The following is a 16,873-nucleotide window of genomic DNA, read 5'->3' on the forward strand; positions in this document are numbered from 1 at the left end:
TTTCTATTTCTAAACTAATTGAAATCTTAAGCTATAGGAGTGAAAATTTATGGAATGGATACAGCAATTGATAAACGGCATTTCACTCGGGAGTATTTACGCATTAATTGCCCTTGGTTACACGATGGTTTATGGAATTATTAAGCTGATCAACTTTGCACACGGAGATGTGTTCATGGTTGGTTCGTTTATTGGGTTTTATTCTATTACCGTGTTCCATTTAGGTTTTTTTCCAGCTCTTATTATTTCGATGGCAGCATGTGCATTGTTCGGTGTAATTATTGAGCGTATTGCATATAAACGATTACGAAATGCTACTAGAATTGCAGCACTTATTACGGCAATCGGAGTGTCGTTATTAATTGAGTATGGAGTAATTTATATTAGAGGGGCTCAACCAGAAGCATATCCAGATGTGTTTTCAAATCGGTCATTTGCATTTTTAGGTGCCCAAATTAGTATGCAATCTATTCTTATTCTTTCGGTTTCTGTTGTATTAATGATCTTGCTACAGTTCATCGTACATAAAACAAAAACAGGAAAAGCGATGAGAGCTGTTTCTCATGATACAGAAGCTGCAAAACTAATGGGGATTAACGTTGATAATACAATATCTGCAACTTTCGCAATTGGTTCAGCTTTAGCTGGAGCAGCTGGTGTTATTTTCGGAGTATATTATACAAAGATAGATCCATTGATGGGAGTAATACCTGGAGTGAAAGCGTTTGTTGCCGCAGTTCTTGGTGGAATTGGCATAATCCCTGGTGCAATGGTTGGTGGATTAGTACTTGGAGTGGTTGAAACGGTTGTTAGTGCTTTAGGATTCTCTTTATGGAGAGATGCTGCAGCATTCATCATTTTAATTTTAATTCTAATCTTTAGACCATCTGGAATCTTTGGAAAAAATACACGAGAGAAAGTGTAGGTGATACATAATTATGAAAAAGTCAAAACAGTTTTGGCTATTTATTATAGCGGCTATATTAGTATACACTGTGGTTCAATTTTATATTGCAAACGGAACAATGAATCAATTTTATTCTAATACACTTATATTTATAGCTATCAACATAATTTTAGCGGTCAGCCTACATCTAGTCATTGGTATAACAGGACAGTTTTCTATTGGTCATGCTGGTTTCCTAGCTGTAGGGGCATACGTTTCAGCTATCGTGACAATGAAATTGGATCTACCCTTTTTCGTCGCTATTATTGTCGGAGGAATTGTTGCTGCTTTAGCGGGACTGATAGTCGGTATTCCAAGTTTAAGATTAAAAGGGGATTACTTGGCAATTGCAACGCTTGGTTTTGCTGAAATTATTCGTATTGTATTTTTGAATATTGACTATGTTGGTGGGGCTGCAGGGATGCAAGTTTCTCATTTGACGACTTGGACATATGCATTTGTTTGCCTTGTCATTACCATTGTAGTAATAGTGAACTTTACTAATTCAAGACATGGAATAGCTGCTATCTCTGTTAGAGAAAATGAAATTGCATCTGATGCGATGGGGATAAATACAACTTATTATAAAGTAGCTGCATTTGCAATTGGTTCCTTTTTTGCTGGGGTTGCAGGTGCTCTATATTCTCATAACTTTTATATCATTCAACCGAGTCAATTCGGATTTTTAAAATCATTTGATATATTAATATTTGTAGTTTTAGGTGGTTTAGGCAGTCTTTCGGGTGCTGTACTTTCAGCAATTTTATTAACAGTGGTTTCTACATATCTTCAGGGATATCCAGAAACTAGAATGATCATTTATAGTCTTGTATTAATTCTCGTAATGCTATATCGTCCGAAAGGCTTGATGGGTACGATGGAAATCACGGATTATTTCAAGCTTTGGAGAACGCCAAAAGGAGGCGATCAGCATGGAAAATAAACCATTACTTGAAGTGAAAAATGCTGGTATTCAGTTTGGTGGTTTAAAAGCAGTACAAAACTTAAACATGTTATTAAATCAAGGAGAACTTGTCGGTTTAATTGGACCAAATGGTGCTGGTAAAACAACTAGCTTTAACTTGTTAACTGGAGTTTACGTTCCGACTGAAGGAGATATTTTATTTAACGGTGAAAAAATTAACGGTTTACAGCCTTTTAAAGTAACGAGAAAAGGGATAAGTCGTACGTTCCAGAACATACGACTTTTCAATGAATTATCAGTATTAGATAACGTAAAAGTTGCATATCATTCTCTTGCGACACATTCCATGTTGAGTTCTATACTTCGTCTGCCTTCGCACTTCAAGGGTGAGAAAGAGATGGAAGAAAAATCATTAGAGTTTCTCAAGATTTTCAAGCTAGACAAGTATAAAGATGAACTAGCGAAAAATTTGCCTTATGGTCAGCAAAGAAGATTGGAAATTGCTAGAGCACTAGCTGCAGGACCAAAGCTACTATTATTAGATGAACCAGCCGCGGGTATGAATCCACAAGAAACACACGATTTAATGAAGTTAATTGGGTTTGTTCGTGAAAAATTTGATTTAACTATATTGTTAATAGAACATGACATGAACTTAGTCATGGGAGTTTGTGAAAGAATATATGTACTCGATCATGGTCAACTTCTTGCGGAAGGATCACCAGAAGAGATCCGTAACCATCCTAAGGTTATTGAGGCTTATTTAGGGGAGGAAGTTCGCGATGACAATGCTTAAAATAGAAAATATAGATGTGTTTTACGGAAATATTCAAGCGCTACGTGATGTTTCGATTACGGTTAACGAAGGGGAAATTGTTTCGCTAATTGGTGCTAATGGGGCCGGGAAAAGTACATTATTAAAAACGCTATCTGGCTTGTTAAAACCTAAAAAAGGAAAAATAGAATTCCTGGACAAATCGATCTCCGGTAAACAAGCACAAACAATTGTAAAAGCAGGTATTTCGCATGTTCCAGAAGGTCGTAGAGTATTTGCTAATTTAACAGTTGAAGAAAACTTGGAATTGGGTGCATTTCTTCGGAAAGATAAACAGGGAATTCATCAAGACATGCAAAAAGTATATGAAATCTTTCCAAGATTACTAGAGCGTAAAAAACAGCATTCCGGAACCCTTTCTGGAGGAGAACAGCAAATGTTGGCAATGGGAAGAGCTATTATGGCAAAGCCGAAGCTCGTTTTGTTAGATGAACCATCTATGGGGCTTGCTCCCTTAATGGTAAAAACAATTTTTCAGGTTATTGAAGACATTAATCGAGAAGGCACTACGGTTTTGTTAGTAGAACAAAACGCTAATATGGCACTATCTATAGCTAACCGAGGTTATGTAATTGAGACGGGAAGAGTTGTCCTTTCAGGATCTGCTCAGGAATTGCAAAATAGTGAAGAAGTTAAACTAGCCTATCTTGGCGGGCACTAATCGTAAACTACGACTAAGTTTAGTCGTAGTTTTTTTCATGCGAATCATATATGATAGGTATTAATTATTCACTCAAATTACAAAAGAATTCCTAGTAAAGGAGAGGTTAGTTGAAAACTTTAAGGTTTTGGATATTATCGCTAATATGTTTTATGATGTTAGGCATAATCGTTAGTACATTAACTTCAAGTTATCTCGTAACGAAAAAAAGCTTAATTGAAAATTCACTAGAACAAAATAGAATGTATTCGAAGAAATTAGCTCAAATGACAGATGAAGTTTTTTTAAATATGCAAAGTAACTTAGAAGCAAGAAAATCGGATGTAGTGGAGAATATAGAAAATCACATAGCTGTTACAAATATATTAAAACAGATAAATATTAGTAGTAAGAACTTCAACTCATTATCCGTTATTAACGCTCAAGGAATAGTAATAGCAACTACCCCTAATTTGGGTATTGTTGGAAATACAGTTAATTCTGCAGGGGTTAAGGAAGCTATTGCAAGAAAAGAAGCCTTTATTTCAAAACCGTATTATGCTCAAACGGGTAGATTGTTAATACTTATTACCACACCTTTATTTGGAAGTAATGGAGAATACTTTGGTATGCTGAACGGTACGGTATATTTGGAGGAGGATAATTTTATACATAATATTCTTGCAGAACATTATTCGAAAGACGGTTCCTACGTTTACGTGGTAGATCCAGAGGGAGTACTAATTTATCATCCTGATAAATCTAGGATAGGACAAGCTGTCAAAAGTAATCTAGTAGTTCAAAAATTAATAGAAGAGAAAAGTGGGGCTTTACAATTAGATAATACACTTGGAAATAACTTTCTAGCTGGCTATACATACATAGAGAAAAGTAGTTGGGGAGTAGTTTCACAGACCCCATTTGATAGTGCTTTAAAGCCTTTATCTGGAATCATGTTAACCATATTTTTATTCTCTTTGCCATTTATTCTTCTTATTTTCGTCGTAGCATTTTATGTATCCAACAAGTTAGCGGCTCCTTTACGAAAACTAGCCATTTACACTTTAACAGATGGCGAACAACGAGAAGGTAATATCGATATTCCAACCTGGTATTTTGAGGCAAAACAATTAACGGAAACGATTAAAAATTATACAAAACGGCAAGAAGAAACTGTCGATAATATGAAGGTAATTTCCGTTACAGACCCATTGACAGGATTGAAAAATAGGAGATATGGAGATATTTTACTCGACCAATTACTAGTCCAGAAAGTCACATTTTCTTTAATAATGATAGATGTGGATCATTTCAAACAAGTTAATGATAAATTCGGACATATTTCGGGGGATGTAGTTCTTCAATTTATCGCAACAAGTATGAAGGACTTATGTGTTGACCAGGAAGAGTGTATTCGACTTGGTGGAGAGGAGTTTATCATTATACTTCCGAAAAAGGATATCCAGGAAGCATATATTCTTGGAGAACGTATAAGAAAAATGGTAGAGAATTCTATATCACCTATCGATAAAACACTTACTATTTCCCTAGGAGTCGGTGAATATAATTCAAGTGAAACGCTGACACAATTTTTACAAAGAATTGACAGGGCTCTTTACGAAGCAAAATCTAATGGGCGAAATAATACTGTGATAGCAAAACAATAAAACGAGCAGGGAGGATCAGTTTATCTAATCCTTCTGCTCGTTCTTTCTTAGTAAGTAGAATATAGCTTCCACAAATAACCCGATAACAAACCCAAATGTAGTAAAAATAAATAAGGAGAGAATTCCTGCTAGGTCACCAAATTCTTGTGGACCAGCAAAAAATGAACGGTACATTTCAAAAAAGCCTATTATTAAACCAATAGTGAATATATAAAACGCTTTTTGCAGCTTATAAAGCAATAATGAGCCTGATAAAACTCCGATTACAATAGAAAATGCAGCGAACGCAAGCAGGTTCATAATAACTAAATCTTGACCAAGTACATATTTAATACCTAAAATAAGTAAAAACATTGAAATAAAAATAATTGAAATGGCAATCTTCCCATAATTTTTTAACAAATAATTCGCCTACCTTCATTAACTAATCATACTGGAACTTTACGATATTTCCAATAGAATATGCATAAACCGAGAGGAATGATAAGTATGACAGAACATTATTTTCATTTAAAAGCAGATTGGCCAGGTAACCGCAATGATATAGGAACTATTCATGCACAAAATCTCCAAACTAAGATTTCGATTCCAACAGAAATGGATGGTCCCGGAATTGGTACCAATCCCGATGAGATGCTGCTTGGAGCAGCCACTACATGCTATATTATTACTCTAGCTGCCATGTTAGAGAGAAGTCGAATAGAAAAGCGTTCACTCATTGTTGAATCATCTGCTGTTGTCGATGTAACGAATGGCATTTTTACCTATAAAAAAATTATCCATCGACCAACATTAGAAATAGTAAATGAAAGTGATGCCAAGATGGCAAATCGTTTACTAAAAAAAGCAGAGGATACATGTATGATCAGCAAAGCGTTAAAAGGCAATGTAGAAATTGTATTAGAACCAACACTTATTATTGCTCATCAAAAGTAACAAATAGCATATTGTGAGGAAGGTTTTTTCCTTCCTTACAATACATATCCATACACGCAAATAAAGTGAAATAATGTCCCTAATAATATAAATAGATGAAAGATTTCATGAAATCCTAACTTTTTTATAAACGGAATATTTGGCTTTACCCCATAAATGACTCCTCCAATTGTATAAGCTACTCCACCCAATACAAGGTAAAGTAAACCTACAGAGCCTAAAGATTCAGCTAGAGATGGTGCTAAGAAAATAATCATCCATCCCATTCCGATATAAATTGCTGTAGAAACCCATCTTGGACAATTAAACCAAATCATTTTAAACAAAATACCACTAACGGCTAGTGATACAATAATGACAAACAACACATATCCAGCAATATTGTTTAAGGTAATCAAACAAAATGGCGCATAGGTGCCAGCAATTAAAATATAAATCATCGAATGATCTAATCGACGTAAAAATTGTATATACTGAACTTTTCCTATCACCCAGTGATAAATAGCAGAAGCAGAATAAAGCAAAATCATGCTAACTCCAAAAACAACAACCGCAGTTAAAGTTAATGGAGCTCTCCCATCCTCTGTTGCCTTCATCCACATTAATACTAATCCTGCAATCCCCATTATCGCTCCAAGTAAATGCGAAAGACTATTAAACGGCTCTCTTATATAAGCATTCAAATGAATCTCTCCACCTCTCTATATAGTTATAATAACTACTTATAAATATATTGATATTATAAGACTTAGTCAAGGTTTACCTTGCATGTTTTATAAGTTATGATAAACGTAATATTCAAACTGGAGGTATTTTAGTGAGCAAATCTGAGGAAATTACACAAAAATTGAGTTTGGAGTCCACTATTCGTGAAGAGGATATTCCATCTATAGACTTATATATGGACCAAGTGATTCAGTTATTTGATGCAACTTATTCTGATTCTTTACGCAATGAAGATGAAAAAGTATTGACTAAAACGATGATCAATAATTACTCGAAAGGAAAATTGTTTATTCCCGTAAAAAACAAAAAATATTCTAAAGACCATATTATGTTAATCAGCTTGATCTATCAGTTAAAAGGCGCACTTTCCATTAAAGATATTAAATCTGTGTTAGAGCCATTAAATGATAAAATGAATACAAAAGATTTTTCATTAGAAAAGTTTTATAGTTCTTTAGTAAAGATCCAGCAAAAAAATGCACAGGATTTTTTGGGAGAAATGAAAAATCATGAAGTAGAAGTAGAGAACCAGGAAACGGATAAAATGGAAAGGCTAATTTTACTTATCGCGTCACTTTCGAATATGAGTAACGCTTATCGAAAAGCGGCGGAGCTCTTAGTAGATGAATTATCCGAACGAAGAGAGGGGACAAAGTGATGAAAACTCTATGGACAGAGGGCAAGATTTGTACGATGAAAGCAGACGAAGAGGTAGTCGAAGCAGTATTAGTTGAAGATGGAGTTATTATCAACACCGGATTAAAAAAGGATCTCCTTCCGTTTGCAGATCATATGGTATCATTAAATGGAAATGCCATGTATCCAGGATTTGTAGATAGCCATATCCATCTAATCGGTCACGGGGAAAAGCTTTCCTATTTAGACTTGTCTACATTTACTTCTATTGAAAAAATAAAAGAAACGATACCCGCTCATATTTCAACCGAACAGTGGTATGTAACAGAAGGCTGGGACGACAATAAATTGGTAGAAGGAAGAGAAATAACATGTTCCGACCTCGACTCCATCACTGAAACTGCAGTAGTGCTCAAAAGAGTGTGCCGACATGTCTTAGTAGCGAATTCAACAGCTATGAAACTAGCTGGAATATCTAAAGAAACCCCCAGCCCAGTTGGAGGCGAAATAGGCAAGGATGAAAACGGAGAGCTTAATGGTTTGTTTTATGATGAGGCACAGCAACTAATAACAGAGCATATCCCATTGCCAACTACCGAATATTTGAAGGGAATTATTACATCTAGTATAGAGGACTTAAAATCGAAAGGTTTAACAGGTGTTCATACAGAAGATATGGCTTATTATGGACATTATAAAGTCCCATTACAGGCATATCGGGAAGTTGTAAACAATGATTTTAGAGTGCACTTATTACGACATCATCAGGTATTTGAACAAATGCAAGGGGAGGAACCGTCCTCATCTATCGAATTAGGAGCAATGAAAATCTTTGTTGATGGTTCTTTAGGTGGCCGGACCGCATTATTATCGGAGGACTATTCTGACGAACAAGGAAAAAGAGGCGTGGAGGTACATAGCCCGGAAAAGCTAGAGGCTTTAGTAAAAATGGCTCGTAGCTATGATGAAAATATTGCGGTTCATGTAATTGGAGACAAAGCTGTTGAGAAAATTTTAGATTTAATCGAAAAATATCCAGTAGCAGAAGGTAAAAAAGATCGTTTAATACATGTAAATGTATTGCGTCCAGACCTTGTGGAGAGGATGAAAAAACTACCAGTTGTGCTAGATCTACAACCAATTTTTGTCCCTTCCGATTTTCCATGGGTAAAGGAAAGACTTGGATCTTCTAGATTACAATGGGCATACGCTTGGAAATCACTTCTTGAGCAAGGTTTCGAATGTTCCGGTGGATCTGATTCGCCAGTCGAATTAGCAGACCCGTTGCTTGGGATTGACGCTGCTGTTAATAATTCTTACTTACCGGAGCAGTCATTAACCGTATTTGAAGCAATATCGTTGTATACATCTGGGAGTGCAAAAGCTATTGGTAGAGAAAATAATCGAGGAATGATATTACCAGGTTATGTCGCCGATTTTACTATTTTAGATAACGTCTTAGATAATACAAACATACTTTCAACTTCGGTTGTAAAAACAGTTGTAGCTGGTGAAATTGTGTTTGAAAAGGAAAAGTGAAACTATTTTACTTGTTTGACCGTATAAATAAAAGGAGAGGAGTGAGAAGAAATGGAAAACACAGGACTGAAAATCTTGCTACATGCAAGTACATGGTTTGCCCCTTTTCTAGTTCCATTTATTTTGTATTTAGTAGTAAATGATGAAGAAATTAAAAAGCTATCCATACAAGCTGTACTGTTTCAATTAGTTATGGCTGCATTAATAACTATCTCTGTAATTTTAATTTTTCTATTAATCGGTATTCCGATGCTCATCATTTTTGGTATAATGGCATTTGTAGTTCCGATTATTGGAATTGTTAAAGCGATTACAGGAGACACTTTTAACTATCCTATTGTAGGATCGTGGATAAAGTAAGTGTCATAACATAAAGGGGAATTTGAATGACTACTAGAATCGGTATTGACGCAGGTGGAACATTAACAAAAATAGCTTATTGGAATGAACAAAATGAGATGATATTTGAACGATTTCTTTCATCGGATTTCCAAAAGGTTAAGGATTGGATTGAATCTAATCATCCGAATGCTTCTATCTGCGTCACTGGTGGTCGTGCAGAGCAATTAAAAGTACATTTTAGCTCCAGTGAAGACATACCATATATTGTTGAATTTGATGCAACGATGAATGGTGTGATGTATCAAATGAAACATGCATCAATTGAACCGAATGCGGCTATTATAGCGAATATTGGTACGGGTACATCAATTCATATTATGCAAGACAATACGCATAATCGATTAGGTGGTACAGGTATCGGAGGCGGTACACTCCTTGGGTTAGGCATGGCTTTAACAGGTATATCTGATTTTGAAGAGATTATAAAACAATCACGAGTAGGAAGTAGATCCGACGTTGATGTTTTAGTAAGTGACATATACAAAAACAATAAGCTTCCTATAAAGGGGACTTTAACAGCGAGTAATTTCGGGGGAATCGCATTGAATCCCAACAGCGATTCGAGTGCTACCGATTTGCTGGCGGGTGTCCAAGGAATAATTGGCGAAGTAGTTGCATCACTCTGTATTCAAGTAGCAGATGCGCATCATGTAGAAGACATAATATACATAGGTACAACCTTAGAGGATAATGAGTTACTCCAGCAAATTATTGAATCATATACGATATTAAAGCAGAAAAATCCAATCTTTTTAGACCATCACGGCTATAGTGGAGCGATTGGGGCATTATTAGAAAACACTAAAAAATATTAAGTATAATTGTTGCATTATTGGTAAGTGCATGTTATATTTAAAGAGGATTATTTTTGTTCGGTTAGTTAGTAGGTGGCAACACTTTTACTTAACAGTGTTGAGCAAGGATAGTAACACAATGTGTGCAACTGCTGCATACGAGGAGGATATACACATGGAACAAGGTAAAGTAAAATGGTTTAACTCAGAAAAAGGATTCGGATTTATCGAACGTGAAGGCGGAGACGACGTATTCGTACATTTCTCAGCTATTCAAAGCGAAGGTTTCAAATCTCTTGACGAAGGTCAAGAAGTAACTTTTGAAATCGAGCAAGGTCAACGTGGCCTTCAAGCTACTAACGTAGTTAAAGCTTAATTTTAAACCTAAAACTAAACTTTAACAGGCTCTCATTAGAGAGTCTGTTTTTTTGTATGGAAAAAACACGACTAATTCGAAAAATATGCTATGATGATGAAGTACCGCAAGGTAGAATTCCGTGTAATACAATAAACAAAAGAACGGAATTAAAACCACTAATTAAACGAATGATTGAAACTGGTCATACTGGTTATTTATGTCGTGTAATTCAAGAAGGACAAATAACAAATACAGATCGCATCACACGAATTCTCGAACGCCCAGAAAGAGTTACGGTTTCCTACGCTCATTCTATTTATTTTTATCAGAAGGACTCAAAAGAAGGAATTGAAAATATTCTGAAGGTTAATGAACTTGCAGAGAATGGAAAGTCAAGCTTGAAAAAACGTTGTTGAAGGCGGAATAGGGTGAATACAGATGAAAAAATGGAAAAAGGAAATTTTACTTGATGTTCCAATAGAATTTGCATGGTGCTACTTTTATGGTGATATTTCAAAAAAGAAAAGAATATTTCCTAAAGTAGTAGATGAGGAAATCATTAAACAAACCGAACCTATTGTAGGTACTATTATTAAACAAAGCTATCAAAATGGATCTGTTATCGAGCAATATGAAATTACGATAAAAAAGTATACGAACGAACCATTCTATAAAGCGATTCAAGAAAACTTTTTACTAAATGATCGCTTTAACATGACGACGGAATATGAGTTAGAGAGTCAAACTGATAATAAGACAAAATTCATCTATACTTCAATAAACAAACCGAAAAATCCACTGCTGTCTATATTTCAATTGTTTGGTAGCGATGAGATCATTGTTAACTTTTTGAATAAAGCAAAAATAGCAATCGAAAAGGATTATGAGCAACAGCGCGAAAATACGATAATTTAGCAGTCCAGTTTAATAGAGATAAAACAACTGCCTTTATTTCTTAGGCAGTTGTTTTGATACAGCCTCTCGTGCAAGTGCATGAGCTGCTTTGTTTTGATCGTCTGGAATCCATTTGATAAAAAATAAATCAAAAGTATCTACTATGGCCAAAATATTGTCTAGTATAGCGGCAAATTCAGCGTTTTTTGCATATCTTTTTTCTACAGCTGCAAATACAATTTGTGAATCAGTGCGTGCAGATACAATGGAGGGGGACAGTTTTTTAGCTTCCTCTAAACCCCTTTGTAACGCAATGAATTCGGTCGTGTGATTGGAATATTCTCCGATAAACTCACTCACCCTTACTTGATGGCCTTCACCTTTTATGAACACACCAATCCCACTTGGTCCAGGATTCCCAGTAGTAGAGCCGTCAATGTATACTTCTAACATATGATCACCTTTTTGAAAAATTAATGGATATATCTAGTTTGAATGATTAGATGGATAGTTGCAAAAAAAAGAAACATAATAGTACAATTATGAAACAGTGAGGAGAATAGATGCATGAAAAATATAGAGCTTATAAATGAAATTGATTATTTATCAGATACTTATTGTGATGGCTGCTTCGTTCGTAAACAATTGCGTAAAGAAAGTGGCAAAACGATTGCGTACAGATTTTGTTTAGAACAATGTACGGTTGGTGAAAGTATTAAGCAAATTGGTAGTAAGCTAAAGGGCTCCAAATAAAAAAGTCCCACGACTTATATGCCGCAGGAAGAAGCGTTTCTATTCGTTTTTTATAACGTTTGCAGCTTGAGGTCCACGGTTTCCTTCAACAATCTCGAACGTAACTTGTTGCCCTTCATCCAATGCTCGAAATCCTTCACCTTGAATTCCTGTAAAATGGACAAAAACATCTTCTCCATCGTTGTATTCGATGAAACCATAGCCTTTTTCATTATTAAACCATTTTACTTTCCCCTGTTGCATAAACGTTCCTCCCTTTAATCCACTGGAATTTCTATAAATGGATACATAAACTATACTTGAATTGTCAGTCTTCGTCAATAATATGTCGAATTTTAGCTTTATTTACAGAAACTATTCAAGTGGCTAGTGAAAAATCTGCAAGAAGCTAACTATAAATATTGAGAAAAAAAAGTTCCGTACAAAATGTCCCATTTTAATCCTTTATACTAGTTTTATAGTTGTGTATATAACAGTGCCTTATCCTGCCAGGGCTTTGGGTCATGGCTAGTGTAAAAGAAATATCATATCCATATAGCCAAATATAAAAGACTAGGAATGAGATTAATCTTTTATCCTAGCCTTTCATCTTTGACTGTTATCTATCATTTATCTGAAATTCTACTTATCTGTAGAAGATTGGTTATTAAATTTGTTTACTTGCGTTGTCAAATCCTCAACTAATTCCTTTAATTGTTGCTTTTGCTGATCTGATAACTTTTTTTTAATGTTGTCTGGATCAATACCATTTCTTCTAAGTGTATCATCCACTAGTAGATCAATTACTTTGTTTGAAATAGCATTTGGTTTTTCTGGTAAATTGCTCAAATTATTCACTCCTTCACTTAGTTTCCGCTCAATAGTAACATATGCAACTTTTGGGAAAATGAGCAGTATAATGAATAACTATTTCATTAAAGTAACGGATAATTATCTCTGTTATTTGGTCAAAATAAACTTTCCTCTGATACACAGAAATAATCCCCTTAAATTTTCAACTGTTTTGTATTTGTTGTCGTTAAAACTATAGGATATCTAATTTTGCGACGATTGCTACTAGGATTTGTAGCATAGCTTGGATATTAACAGCCAAATCGGTATCCGTAGTTGTCACGGAAATGTTTCTAGATCCTTCGACTATAGTTGTTTGTACGTTTCTTTGTTTTGTTTTAATAAATTGGTTTAGTTCTTGAGTTACTGCTTTACCTTGTTCAGAATCACCAATAGTAACACTTATTACAGCTGCAATAGCTGCTTGTATTCCTAGTTGTAGTGATATAGCAGCTTGTGTATCGGTAGAATGTATCTCTACACCTTCCGAATCCTTTACGATAATCCGTTCAAAGGATTGTTGTTTAGTAGACACGGATTGTTTTCCGTCCTGTAGCACATCACTTTCATTACCACTGGGATCATCACAATGATCTAAAGCTCTCCATTTTCTTTTCTCCATTGTATTGTTTCACCTCTTTTATTTTTGATTAAAGAATATCTAACTTTGCAACTAATGCTACCAATACTTGTAACATTGCTTCGATATTTACAGATAAGTCCGTATCTGTAGTAACAATATTGACGTCTTTTGAATTATCTACATAAATTTTTTGTTTGTTCGTTTGCTCATCATTAAACTGTTGGAACAATTCTTGTGATACAGCTTGACCTTGAACAGTATCGCCAATCGCTATGCTTATAACTAGCGCTATCGCAAGTTGTAAGCCTACTTGCAGGGAGACAGCAGCTTGTGTATCTGTAGATTGAACCGTTACGTTACAAGAGTCTTTAATCCAGATTAATTCGTCAGACTCCTGATCGACAGATGAAAACTGGCCACCACCTTGAAAGACTGTTTCATCCCCGCTATTACCATTGAAAGACCAACTGTTATTTTCTTCCTCCTGCTCCCAACGATGATTATTGCATCGTTTGCATTTTTTTGGAGGATCTTCACATGTATACCTACAATGTGTGCATTTCCAATGACTCATTATATAATCTCCTTCCTCATATTTTTCCGGTCGCAATAGTTTTACGACCGGTTTTATATAACATATGATCTTTTAAACGAAGGATATAGTTTATCTGACTAGACTAATCAAACTATTTAAAGTATGAGATAAATTTTTTTTGCTTTATACGAAAAAGCTAGGGAATATCTGTCCAATTATTAAAATTTAAATTTATTTTATATGTACTTAAGTGAAATTGGACTCTAATCCATTAAAATAATTGCAAATAATACAGTCAAAGAGCTTTATTGTATATAATAGAGAGGATGAATCAAACCTGAGGAGAATTAAGAGATGAATTCCATTAAGAACTGTGAGAATTTAGTCAAAGAAGTGTATATGCATTTCGATGCTAGTCACGACTTTCAACATATAGAAAGAGTACGAAGAAATGCTTTTGAAATTGCTGTTACAGAGCCGGCTGCTAATAGAGAGATTATCGAACTTGCGGTATTACTTCATGATGTCAGTGATCCAAAATACTCAACTGAAGATAAGCAAGAAGAGGATAGAATCATTCAACAATTAAACTTATCAGAAGAAAAAATAGTCCGAGTAAAAGCAGTGATCAAAGCGATTTCCTTCAATGGTGGTCATGAAGTAGAGGCGGATACGATTGAAGCAAAAATTGTCAGGGATGCGGATCGATTAGATGCAATTGGTGCGGTTGGTATCGCGAGAACATTCGCATATGGTGGGGCCAAAGGAAGACGCTTATATAACTCGGAAGAAACACCTAGAGAAAATATGACGGTGGAAGAATATCGCACGAAAGAAACGGCATCCGTTACACATTTTTATGAAAAATTGTTGAAATTATCTGATGGAATGCAAACAAAAAAAGGCAAAGAACTTGCTATAGAGAGACATGCCTTCATGGAATTATTTTTAGAAAACTTACGTAAAGAAACAGGTGAACAGCTATGAGTCATTTAATCATTTCGAATTTAACAAAGACGGTTGGAGAAAAAACTTTATTTGAAAATATATCCTTTACAATAAATAACCAAAATAGAGCCGGTTTAATCGGTATAAATGGAACAGGTAAATCTACCTTTCTATCCATTATTGCTGGTGAATTAGAAGCAGATTCAATTGATCGTGATCATCCGAACAAATATCGCATTGCGTATTTAGAGCAGCAACCAGCTTTTGAAAAAGACGAAACAGTTATTCAAACTGTATTTGGTGGAGATTCTCCTATATTAAAAATAAATCGAGAATACGAGGAAGCCTTACTAGCGTTAATGGACAACTCAGATTCAACGGAACTTCAAAATCGGTTGATGGACCTGCAGCAGAAAATGGACGATTTACAAGCGTGGGACGTCAATTCATTGGCTAAAACTGCTCTAACAAAATTGGGGATAACGCAATTCGAGGAATCTATTCTCCATCTTTCTGGTGGGCAGCAAAAAAGAGTAGCGCTAGCGAAAGTGCTTATTGAACCAGCAGACCTATTACTATTAGATGAGCCAACTAACCATTTAGACAAAGAATCAACGGATTGGCTACAAGATATGCTTCAAAGAGTAGAAGGTTCTATCATTTTTGTAACACATGATCGATACTTTTTAGATACAGTTGCAACACATATTTATGAACTCGCAGATAAGACACTATATACGCATACTGGAAATTATGCAGATTATTTAGAGTCAAAAGCATTGCGTGAAGAAATGAATGCTGCCTCACAACAAAAGTTGCAAAATTTATATCGCAACGAGTTAAAATGGATTCGAAGAGGGGCCAAAGCAAGGTCCACCAAACAAAAAGCGAGAAAAGACCGATTTGAAGAAATAGATGCAAGTATTGACCGGGACAATTCTGCCTTAAATCTAGAGTTGGAAATGGTTACAACTAGACTTGGTAAACAAGTATTAGAAGGAAAAGGAATCTCAAAAAGATTTGGTACTAAAAACATCGTGGAGGATTTTTCGTTCTTGCTTCAAGCCGGTGACCGGATTGGTATTGTAGGTCCGAATGGCGTAGGGAAAAGTACCCTTCTTAAAATGCTTGCTGGGGAAGTCCCGATGGATTCTGGTGAAATAATAAAAGGATCTACCGTTAAGTTAATGCACTTTACTCAGCAATTACCAGAGTTGAACCCGCAAACAAGAATGATTGAATATGTTCGTGAATCCTCTGATTTAATAGAAACAGGTTCTGGAGAAAAATTCTCTGCTGCTCAAATGTTGGAGCGGTTCTTGTTCCCGTTAAATACACATGGTACACAGATTGGAAAACTTTCAGGTGGGGAAAAGAAACGCCTAGTACTTTTAAAAATGTTAATGGAGCAGCCCAATGTTCTTTTCTTAGATGAGCCTACAAATGATTTAGATATTCAAACATTATCCGTTCTGGAAGATTTCATGGAATCGTTTCCTGGTGTAATTATTACCATTTCGCATGATCGTTTCTTCTTAGACCGAATTGCCAAAAAGCTATGGCTATTAAATGGTGATGGTACAGTAACTGAATGGCTTGGTGTATATTCCGATATGCTTGAAGCACCAAAGGATACTCCAAAAGAAATAGTAGAGCAAATAAAAGTCGAAATACCTGAAAAAGTAGTAAAAGAAAAGAAAAAGTTTTCGTACAAAGAGCAAAGAGAATGGGAAACTATAGGTCAAGAGATTGAACAAACTGAACAGTTAATAGAGCAATTAGAAGAAAAAATGCAAACAGCTGGATCTGATTTTACTTTACTGCAGGATATAACGAATGAGTTAGCAGAAGCAAACGCCAAATATGAGCAACTTATTGAAAGATGGTCCTATTTGGAAGAAATAGCATCTTCTTAACTTTACTTA

At 35.3% G+C, this 16,873-nt stretch carries 23 protein-coding genes; 16 read left to right on the plus strand and 7 right to left on the minus strand.

Annotated features, from left to right (window positions below; translation table 11 throughout):
• Positions 1–49: 49 nt before the first annotated feature.
• From ACIQX2_RS07890 to ACIQX2_RS07910, 5 genes are all read left to right on the plus strand, one after another.
• Entirely contained in the window at positions 50–925 is an 876-nt protein-coding gene (locus ACIQX2_RS07890) for a branched-chain amino acid ABC transporter permease (protein WP_093060953.1), read from the plus strand.
• Positions 926–938: 13 nt separating this feature from the next.
• Complete coding sequence (locus tag ACIQX2_RS07895) at positions 939–1,889, plus strand: branched-chain amino acid ABC transporter permease (RefSeq protein ID WP_402848254.1); 951 nt, start codon at positions 939–941, stop codon at positions 1,887–1,889.
• Entirely contained in the window at positions 1,879–2,667 is a 789-nt protein-coding gene (locus tag ACIQX2_RS07900) for an ABC transporter ATP-binding protein (protein ID WP_402848257.1), read from the plus strand. The genes ACIQX2_RS07895 and ACIQX2_RS07900 overlap by 11 nt, the downstream gene beginning before the upstream one ends.
• Complete coding sequence (locus ACIQX2_RS07905) at positions 2,660–3,367, plus strand: ABC transporter ATP-binding protein (protein WP_402849156.1); 708 nt, start codon at positions 2,660–2,662, stop codon at positions 3,365–3,367. The genes ACIQX2_RS07900 and ACIQX2_RS07905 overlap by 8 nt, the downstream gene beginning before the upstream one ends.
• 110 nt (positions 3,368–3,477) lie before the next feature.
• Positions 3,478–5,013: a sensor domain-containing diguanylate cyclase gene (locus tag ACIQX2_RS07910; RefSeq protein WP_402848259.1), complete on the plus strand. Its 1,536-nt coding sequence runs from the start codon at positions 3,478–3,480 to the stop codon at positions 5,011–5,013.
• A gap of 24 nt (positions 5,014–5,037) precedes the next feature.
• Here ACIQX2_RS07910 and ACIQX2_RS07915 read toward each other — a convergent pair whose 3' ends face one another.
• Positions 5,038–5,415 (minus strand): hypothetical protein, encoded by a 378-nt coding sequence (locus ACIQX2_RS07915; protein ID WP_402848262.1) that lies wholly within the window; start codon positions 5,413–5,415, stop codon positions 5,038–5,040.
• 87 nt (positions 5,416–5,502) lie between these two features.
• Between ACIQX2_RS07915 and ACIQX2_RS07920 the strand changes: the two genes are divergently transcribed.
• Positions 5,503–5,949 (plus strand): OsmC family protein, encoded by a 447-nt coding sequence (locus ACIQX2_RS07920; protein ID WP_402848265.1) that lies wholly within the window; start codon positions 5,503–5,505, stop codon positions 5,947–5,949.
• A 35-nt stretch (positions 5,950–5,984) separates the two neighbouring features.
• Here the strand turns inward: ACIQX2_RS07920 and trhA are convergent, their stop codons facing one another.
• The gene (gene trhA, locus ACIQX2_RS07925) at positions 5,985–6,632 is read right to left on the minus strand and encodes a PAQR family membrane homeostasis protein TrhA (RefSeq protein ID WP_402848268.1); all 648 of its coding nucleotides are present in this window, start codon (positions 6,630–6,632) and stop codon (positions 5,985–5,987) included.
• 134 nt (positions 6,633–6,766) lie between these two features.
• On the opposite strand from trhA, the gene ACIQX2_RS07930 reads away from it, so the two are divergent.
• The 7 genes from ACIQX2_RS07930 to ACIQX2_RS07960 all read left to right on the plus strand — a co-directional run bounded on the left by ACIQX2_RS07930 (position 6,767) and on the right by ACIQX2_RS07960 (position 11,319).
• Positions 6,767–7,333, plus strand: coding sequence for a DUF1836 domain-containing protein (locus tag ACIQX2_RS07930; RefSeq protein ID WP_402848271.1), 567 nt, complete (start codon positions 6,767–6,769; stop codon positions 7,331–7,333).
• Entirely contained in the window at positions 7,333–8,850 is a 1,518-nt protein-coding gene (locus ACIQX2_RS07935) for an amidohydrolase (RefSeq protein WP_402848274.1), read from the plus strand. The genes ACIQX2_RS07930 and ACIQX2_RS07935 overlap by 1 nt, the downstream gene beginning before the upstream one ends.
• Before the next feature lie 51 nt (positions 8,851–8,901).
• Positions 8,902–9,210: a DUF4870 domain-containing protein gene (locus tag ACIQX2_RS07940; protein ID WP_093060962.1), complete on the plus strand. Its 309-nt coding sequence runs from the start codon at positions 8,902–8,904 to the stop codon at positions 9,208–9,210.
• Between the two features lie 26 nt (positions 9,211–9,236).
• On the plus strand, positions 9,237–10,067 hold the full coding sequence (gene coaW / locus ACIQX2_RS07945) for a type II pantothenate kinase (protein ID WP_402848278.1): 831 nt from the start codon (positions 9,237–9,239) through the stop codon (positions 10,065–10,067).
• Between the two features lie 154 nt (positions 10,068–10,221).
• On the plus strand, positions 10,222–10,422 hold the full coding sequence (locus ACIQX2_RS07950; protein ID WP_053589685.1) for a cold-shock protein: 201 nt from the start codon (positions 10,222–10,224) through the stop codon (positions 10,420–10,422).
• A gap of 56 nt (positions 10,423–10,478) precedes the next feature.
• Positions 10,479–10,820, plus strand: coding sequence for an MOSC domain-containing protein (locus ACIQX2_RS07955; protein WP_402848280.1), 342 nt, complete (start codon positions 10,479–10,481; stop codon positions 10,818–10,820).
• A 22-nt stretch (positions 10,821–10,842) separates the two neighbouring features.
• On the plus strand, positions 10,843–11,319 hold the full coding sequence (locus ACIQX2_RS07960; protein ID WP_402848283.1) for a hypothetical protein: 477 nt from the start codon (positions 10,843–10,845) through the stop codon (positions 11,317–11,319).
• A gap of 33 nt (positions 11,320–11,352) precedes the next feature.
• Here the strand turns inward: ACIQX2_RS07960 and ACIQX2_RS07965 are convergent, their stop codons facing one another.
• A complete protein-coding gene (locus tag ACIQX2_RS07965) occupies positions 11,353–11,751 on the minus strand; it encodes a reverse transcriptase-like protein (protein WP_402848286.1) in 399 nt (132 codons plus the stop codon).
• 114 nt (positions 11,752–11,865) lie between these two features.
• On the opposite strand from ACIQX2_RS07965, the gene ACIQX2_RS07970 reads away from it, so the two are divergent.
• On the plus strand, positions 11,866–12,051 hold the full coding sequence (locus ACIQX2_RS07970; RefSeq protein ID WP_402848289.1) for a zinc-finger domain-containing protein: 186 nt from the start codon (positions 11,866–11,868) through the stop codon (positions 12,049–12,051).
• Between the two features lie 39 nt (positions 12,052–12,090).
• Here ACIQX2_RS07970 and ACIQX2_RS07975 read toward each other — a convergent pair whose 3' ends face one another.
• The 4 genes from ACIQX2_RS07975 to ACIQX2_RS07990 all read right to left on the minus strand — a co-directional run bounded on the left by ACIQX2_RS07975 (position 12,091) and on the right by ACIQX2_RS07990 (position 14,039).
• The gene (locus ACIQX2_RS07975; protein WP_093060968.1) at positions 12,091–12,294 is read right to left on the minus strand and encodes a cold-shock protein; all 204 of its coding nucleotides are present in this window, start codon (positions 12,292–12,294) and stop codon (positions 12,091–12,093) included.
• Between the two features lie 378 nt (positions 12,295–12,672).
• Complete coding sequence (locus ACIQX2_RS07980) at positions 12,673–12,879, minus strand: spore coat protein (RefSeq protein ID WP_402848294.1); 207 nt, start codon at positions 12,877–12,879, stop codon at positions 12,673–12,675.
• Between the two features lie 196 nt (positions 12,880–13,075).
• Positions 13,076–13,504 (minus strand): spore coat protein, encoded by a 429-nt coding sequence (locus ACIQX2_RS07985; protein ID WP_402848297.1) that lies wholly within the window; start codon positions 13,502–13,504, stop codon positions 13,076–13,078.
• A gap of 28 nt (positions 13,505–13,532) precedes the next feature.
• Complete coding sequence (locus ACIQX2_RS07990; protein ID WP_402848300.1) at positions 13,533–14,039, minus strand: spore coat protein; 507 nt, start codon at positions 14,037–14,039, stop codon at positions 13,533–13,535.
• Positions 14,040–14,354: 315 nt separating this feature from the next.
• Between ACIQX2_RS07990 and ACIQX2_RS07995 the strand changes: the two genes are divergently transcribed.
• Together ACIQX2_RS07995 and ACIQX2_RS08000 are read left to right on the plus strand one after the other, a co-directional pair.
• On the plus strand, positions 14,355–14,987 hold the full coding sequence (locus tag ACIQX2_RS07995) for an HD domain-containing protein (RefSeq protein ID WP_402848303.1): 633 nt from the start codon (positions 14,355–14,357) through the stop codon (positions 14,985–14,987).
• The gene (locus ACIQX2_RS08000) at positions 14,984–16,864 is read left to right on the plus strand and encodes an ABC-F family ATP-binding cassette domain-containing protein (protein ID WP_402848306.1); all 1,881 of its coding nucleotides are present in this window, start codon (positions 14,984–14,986) and stop codon (positions 16,862–16,864) included. The genes ACIQX2_RS07995 and ACIQX2_RS08000 overlap by 4 nt, the downstream gene beginning before the upstream one ends.
• Positions 16,865–16,873 lie beyond the last annotated feature (9 nt).

Source organism: Psychrobacillus sp. NPDC096623, assembly GCF_044762655.1.
Classification (GTDB): Bacteria; Bacillota; Bacilli; order Bacillales_A; family Planococcaceae; genus Psychrobacillus.

Bases quoted from the DNA above. Each gene is read 5' to 3' on its own strand.
- ACIQX2_RS07890 (WP_093060953.1), top strand. From the start codon at position 50: ATGGAATGGATACAGCAATTGATAAACGGCATTTCACTCGGGAGTATT.
- ACIQX2_RS07895 (WP_402848254.1), top strand. From the start codon at position 939: ATGAAAAAGTCAAAACAGTTTTGGCTATTTATTATAGCGGCTATATTA.
- ACIQX2_RS07900 (WP_402848257.1), top strand. From the start codon at position 1,879: ATGGAAAATAAACCATTACTTGAAGTGAAAAATGCTGGTATTCAGTTT.
- ACIQX2_RS07905 (WP_402849156.1), top strand. From the start codon at position 2,660: ATGCTTAAAATAGAAAATATAGATGTGTTTTACGGAAATATTCAAGCG.
- ACIQX2_RS07920 (WP_402848265.1), top strand. From the start codon at position 5,503: ATGACAGAACATTATTTTCATTTAAAAGCAGATTGGCCAGGTAACCGC.
- ACIQX2_RS07935 (WP_402848274.1), top strand. From the start codon at position 7,333: ATGAAAACTCTATGGACAGAGGGCAAGATTTGTACGATGAAAGCAGAC.
- ACIQX2_RS07940 (WP_093060962.1), top strand. From the start codon at position 8,902: ATGGAAAACACAGGACTGAAAATCTTGCTACATGCAAGTACATGGTTT.
- coaW (WP_402848278.1), top strand. From the start codon at position 9,237: ATGACTACTAGAATCGGTATTGACGCAGGTGGAACATTAACAAAAATA.
- ACIQX2_RS07950 (WP_053589685.1), top strand. From the start codon at position 10,222: ATGGAACAAGGTAAAGTAAAATGGTTTAACTCAGAAAAAGGATTCGGA.
- ACIQX2_RS07955 (WP_402848280.1), top strand. From the start codon at position 10,479: ATGGAAAAAACACGACTAATTCGAAAAATATGCTATGATGATGAAGTA.
- ACIQX2_RS07960 (WP_402848283.1), top strand. From the start codon at position 10,843: ATGAAAAAATGGAAAAAGGAAATTTTACTTGATGTTCCAATAGAATTT.
- ACIQX2_RS07965 (WP_402848286.1), bottom strand. From the start codon at position 11,751: ATGTTAGAAGTATACATTGACGGCTCTACTACTGGGAATCCTGGACCA.
- ACIQX2_RS07970 (WP_402848289.1), top strand. From the start codon at position 11,866: ATGAAAAATATAGAGCTTATAAATGAAATTGATTATTTATCAGATACT.
- ACIQX2_RS07975 (WP_093060968.1), bottom strand. From the start codon at position 12,294: ATGCAACAGGGGAAAGTAAAATGGTTTAATAATGAAAAAGGCTATGGT.
- ACIQX2_RS07985 (WP_402848297.1), bottom strand. From the start codon at position 13,504: ATGGAGAAAAGAAAATGGAGAGCTTTAGATCATTGTGATGATCCCAGT.
- ACIQX2_RS07990 (WP_402848300.1), bottom strand. From the start codon at position 14,039: ATGAGTCATTGGAAATGCACACATTGTAGGTATACATGTGAAGATCCT.
- ACIQX2_RS07995 (WP_402848303.1), top strand. From the start codon at position 14,355: ATGAATTCCATTAAGAACTGTGAGAATTTAGTCAAAGAAGTGTATATG.
- ACIQX2_RS08000 (WP_402848306.1), top strand. From the start codon at position 14,984: ATGAGTCATTTAATCATTTCGAATTTAACAAAGACGGTTGGAGAAAAA.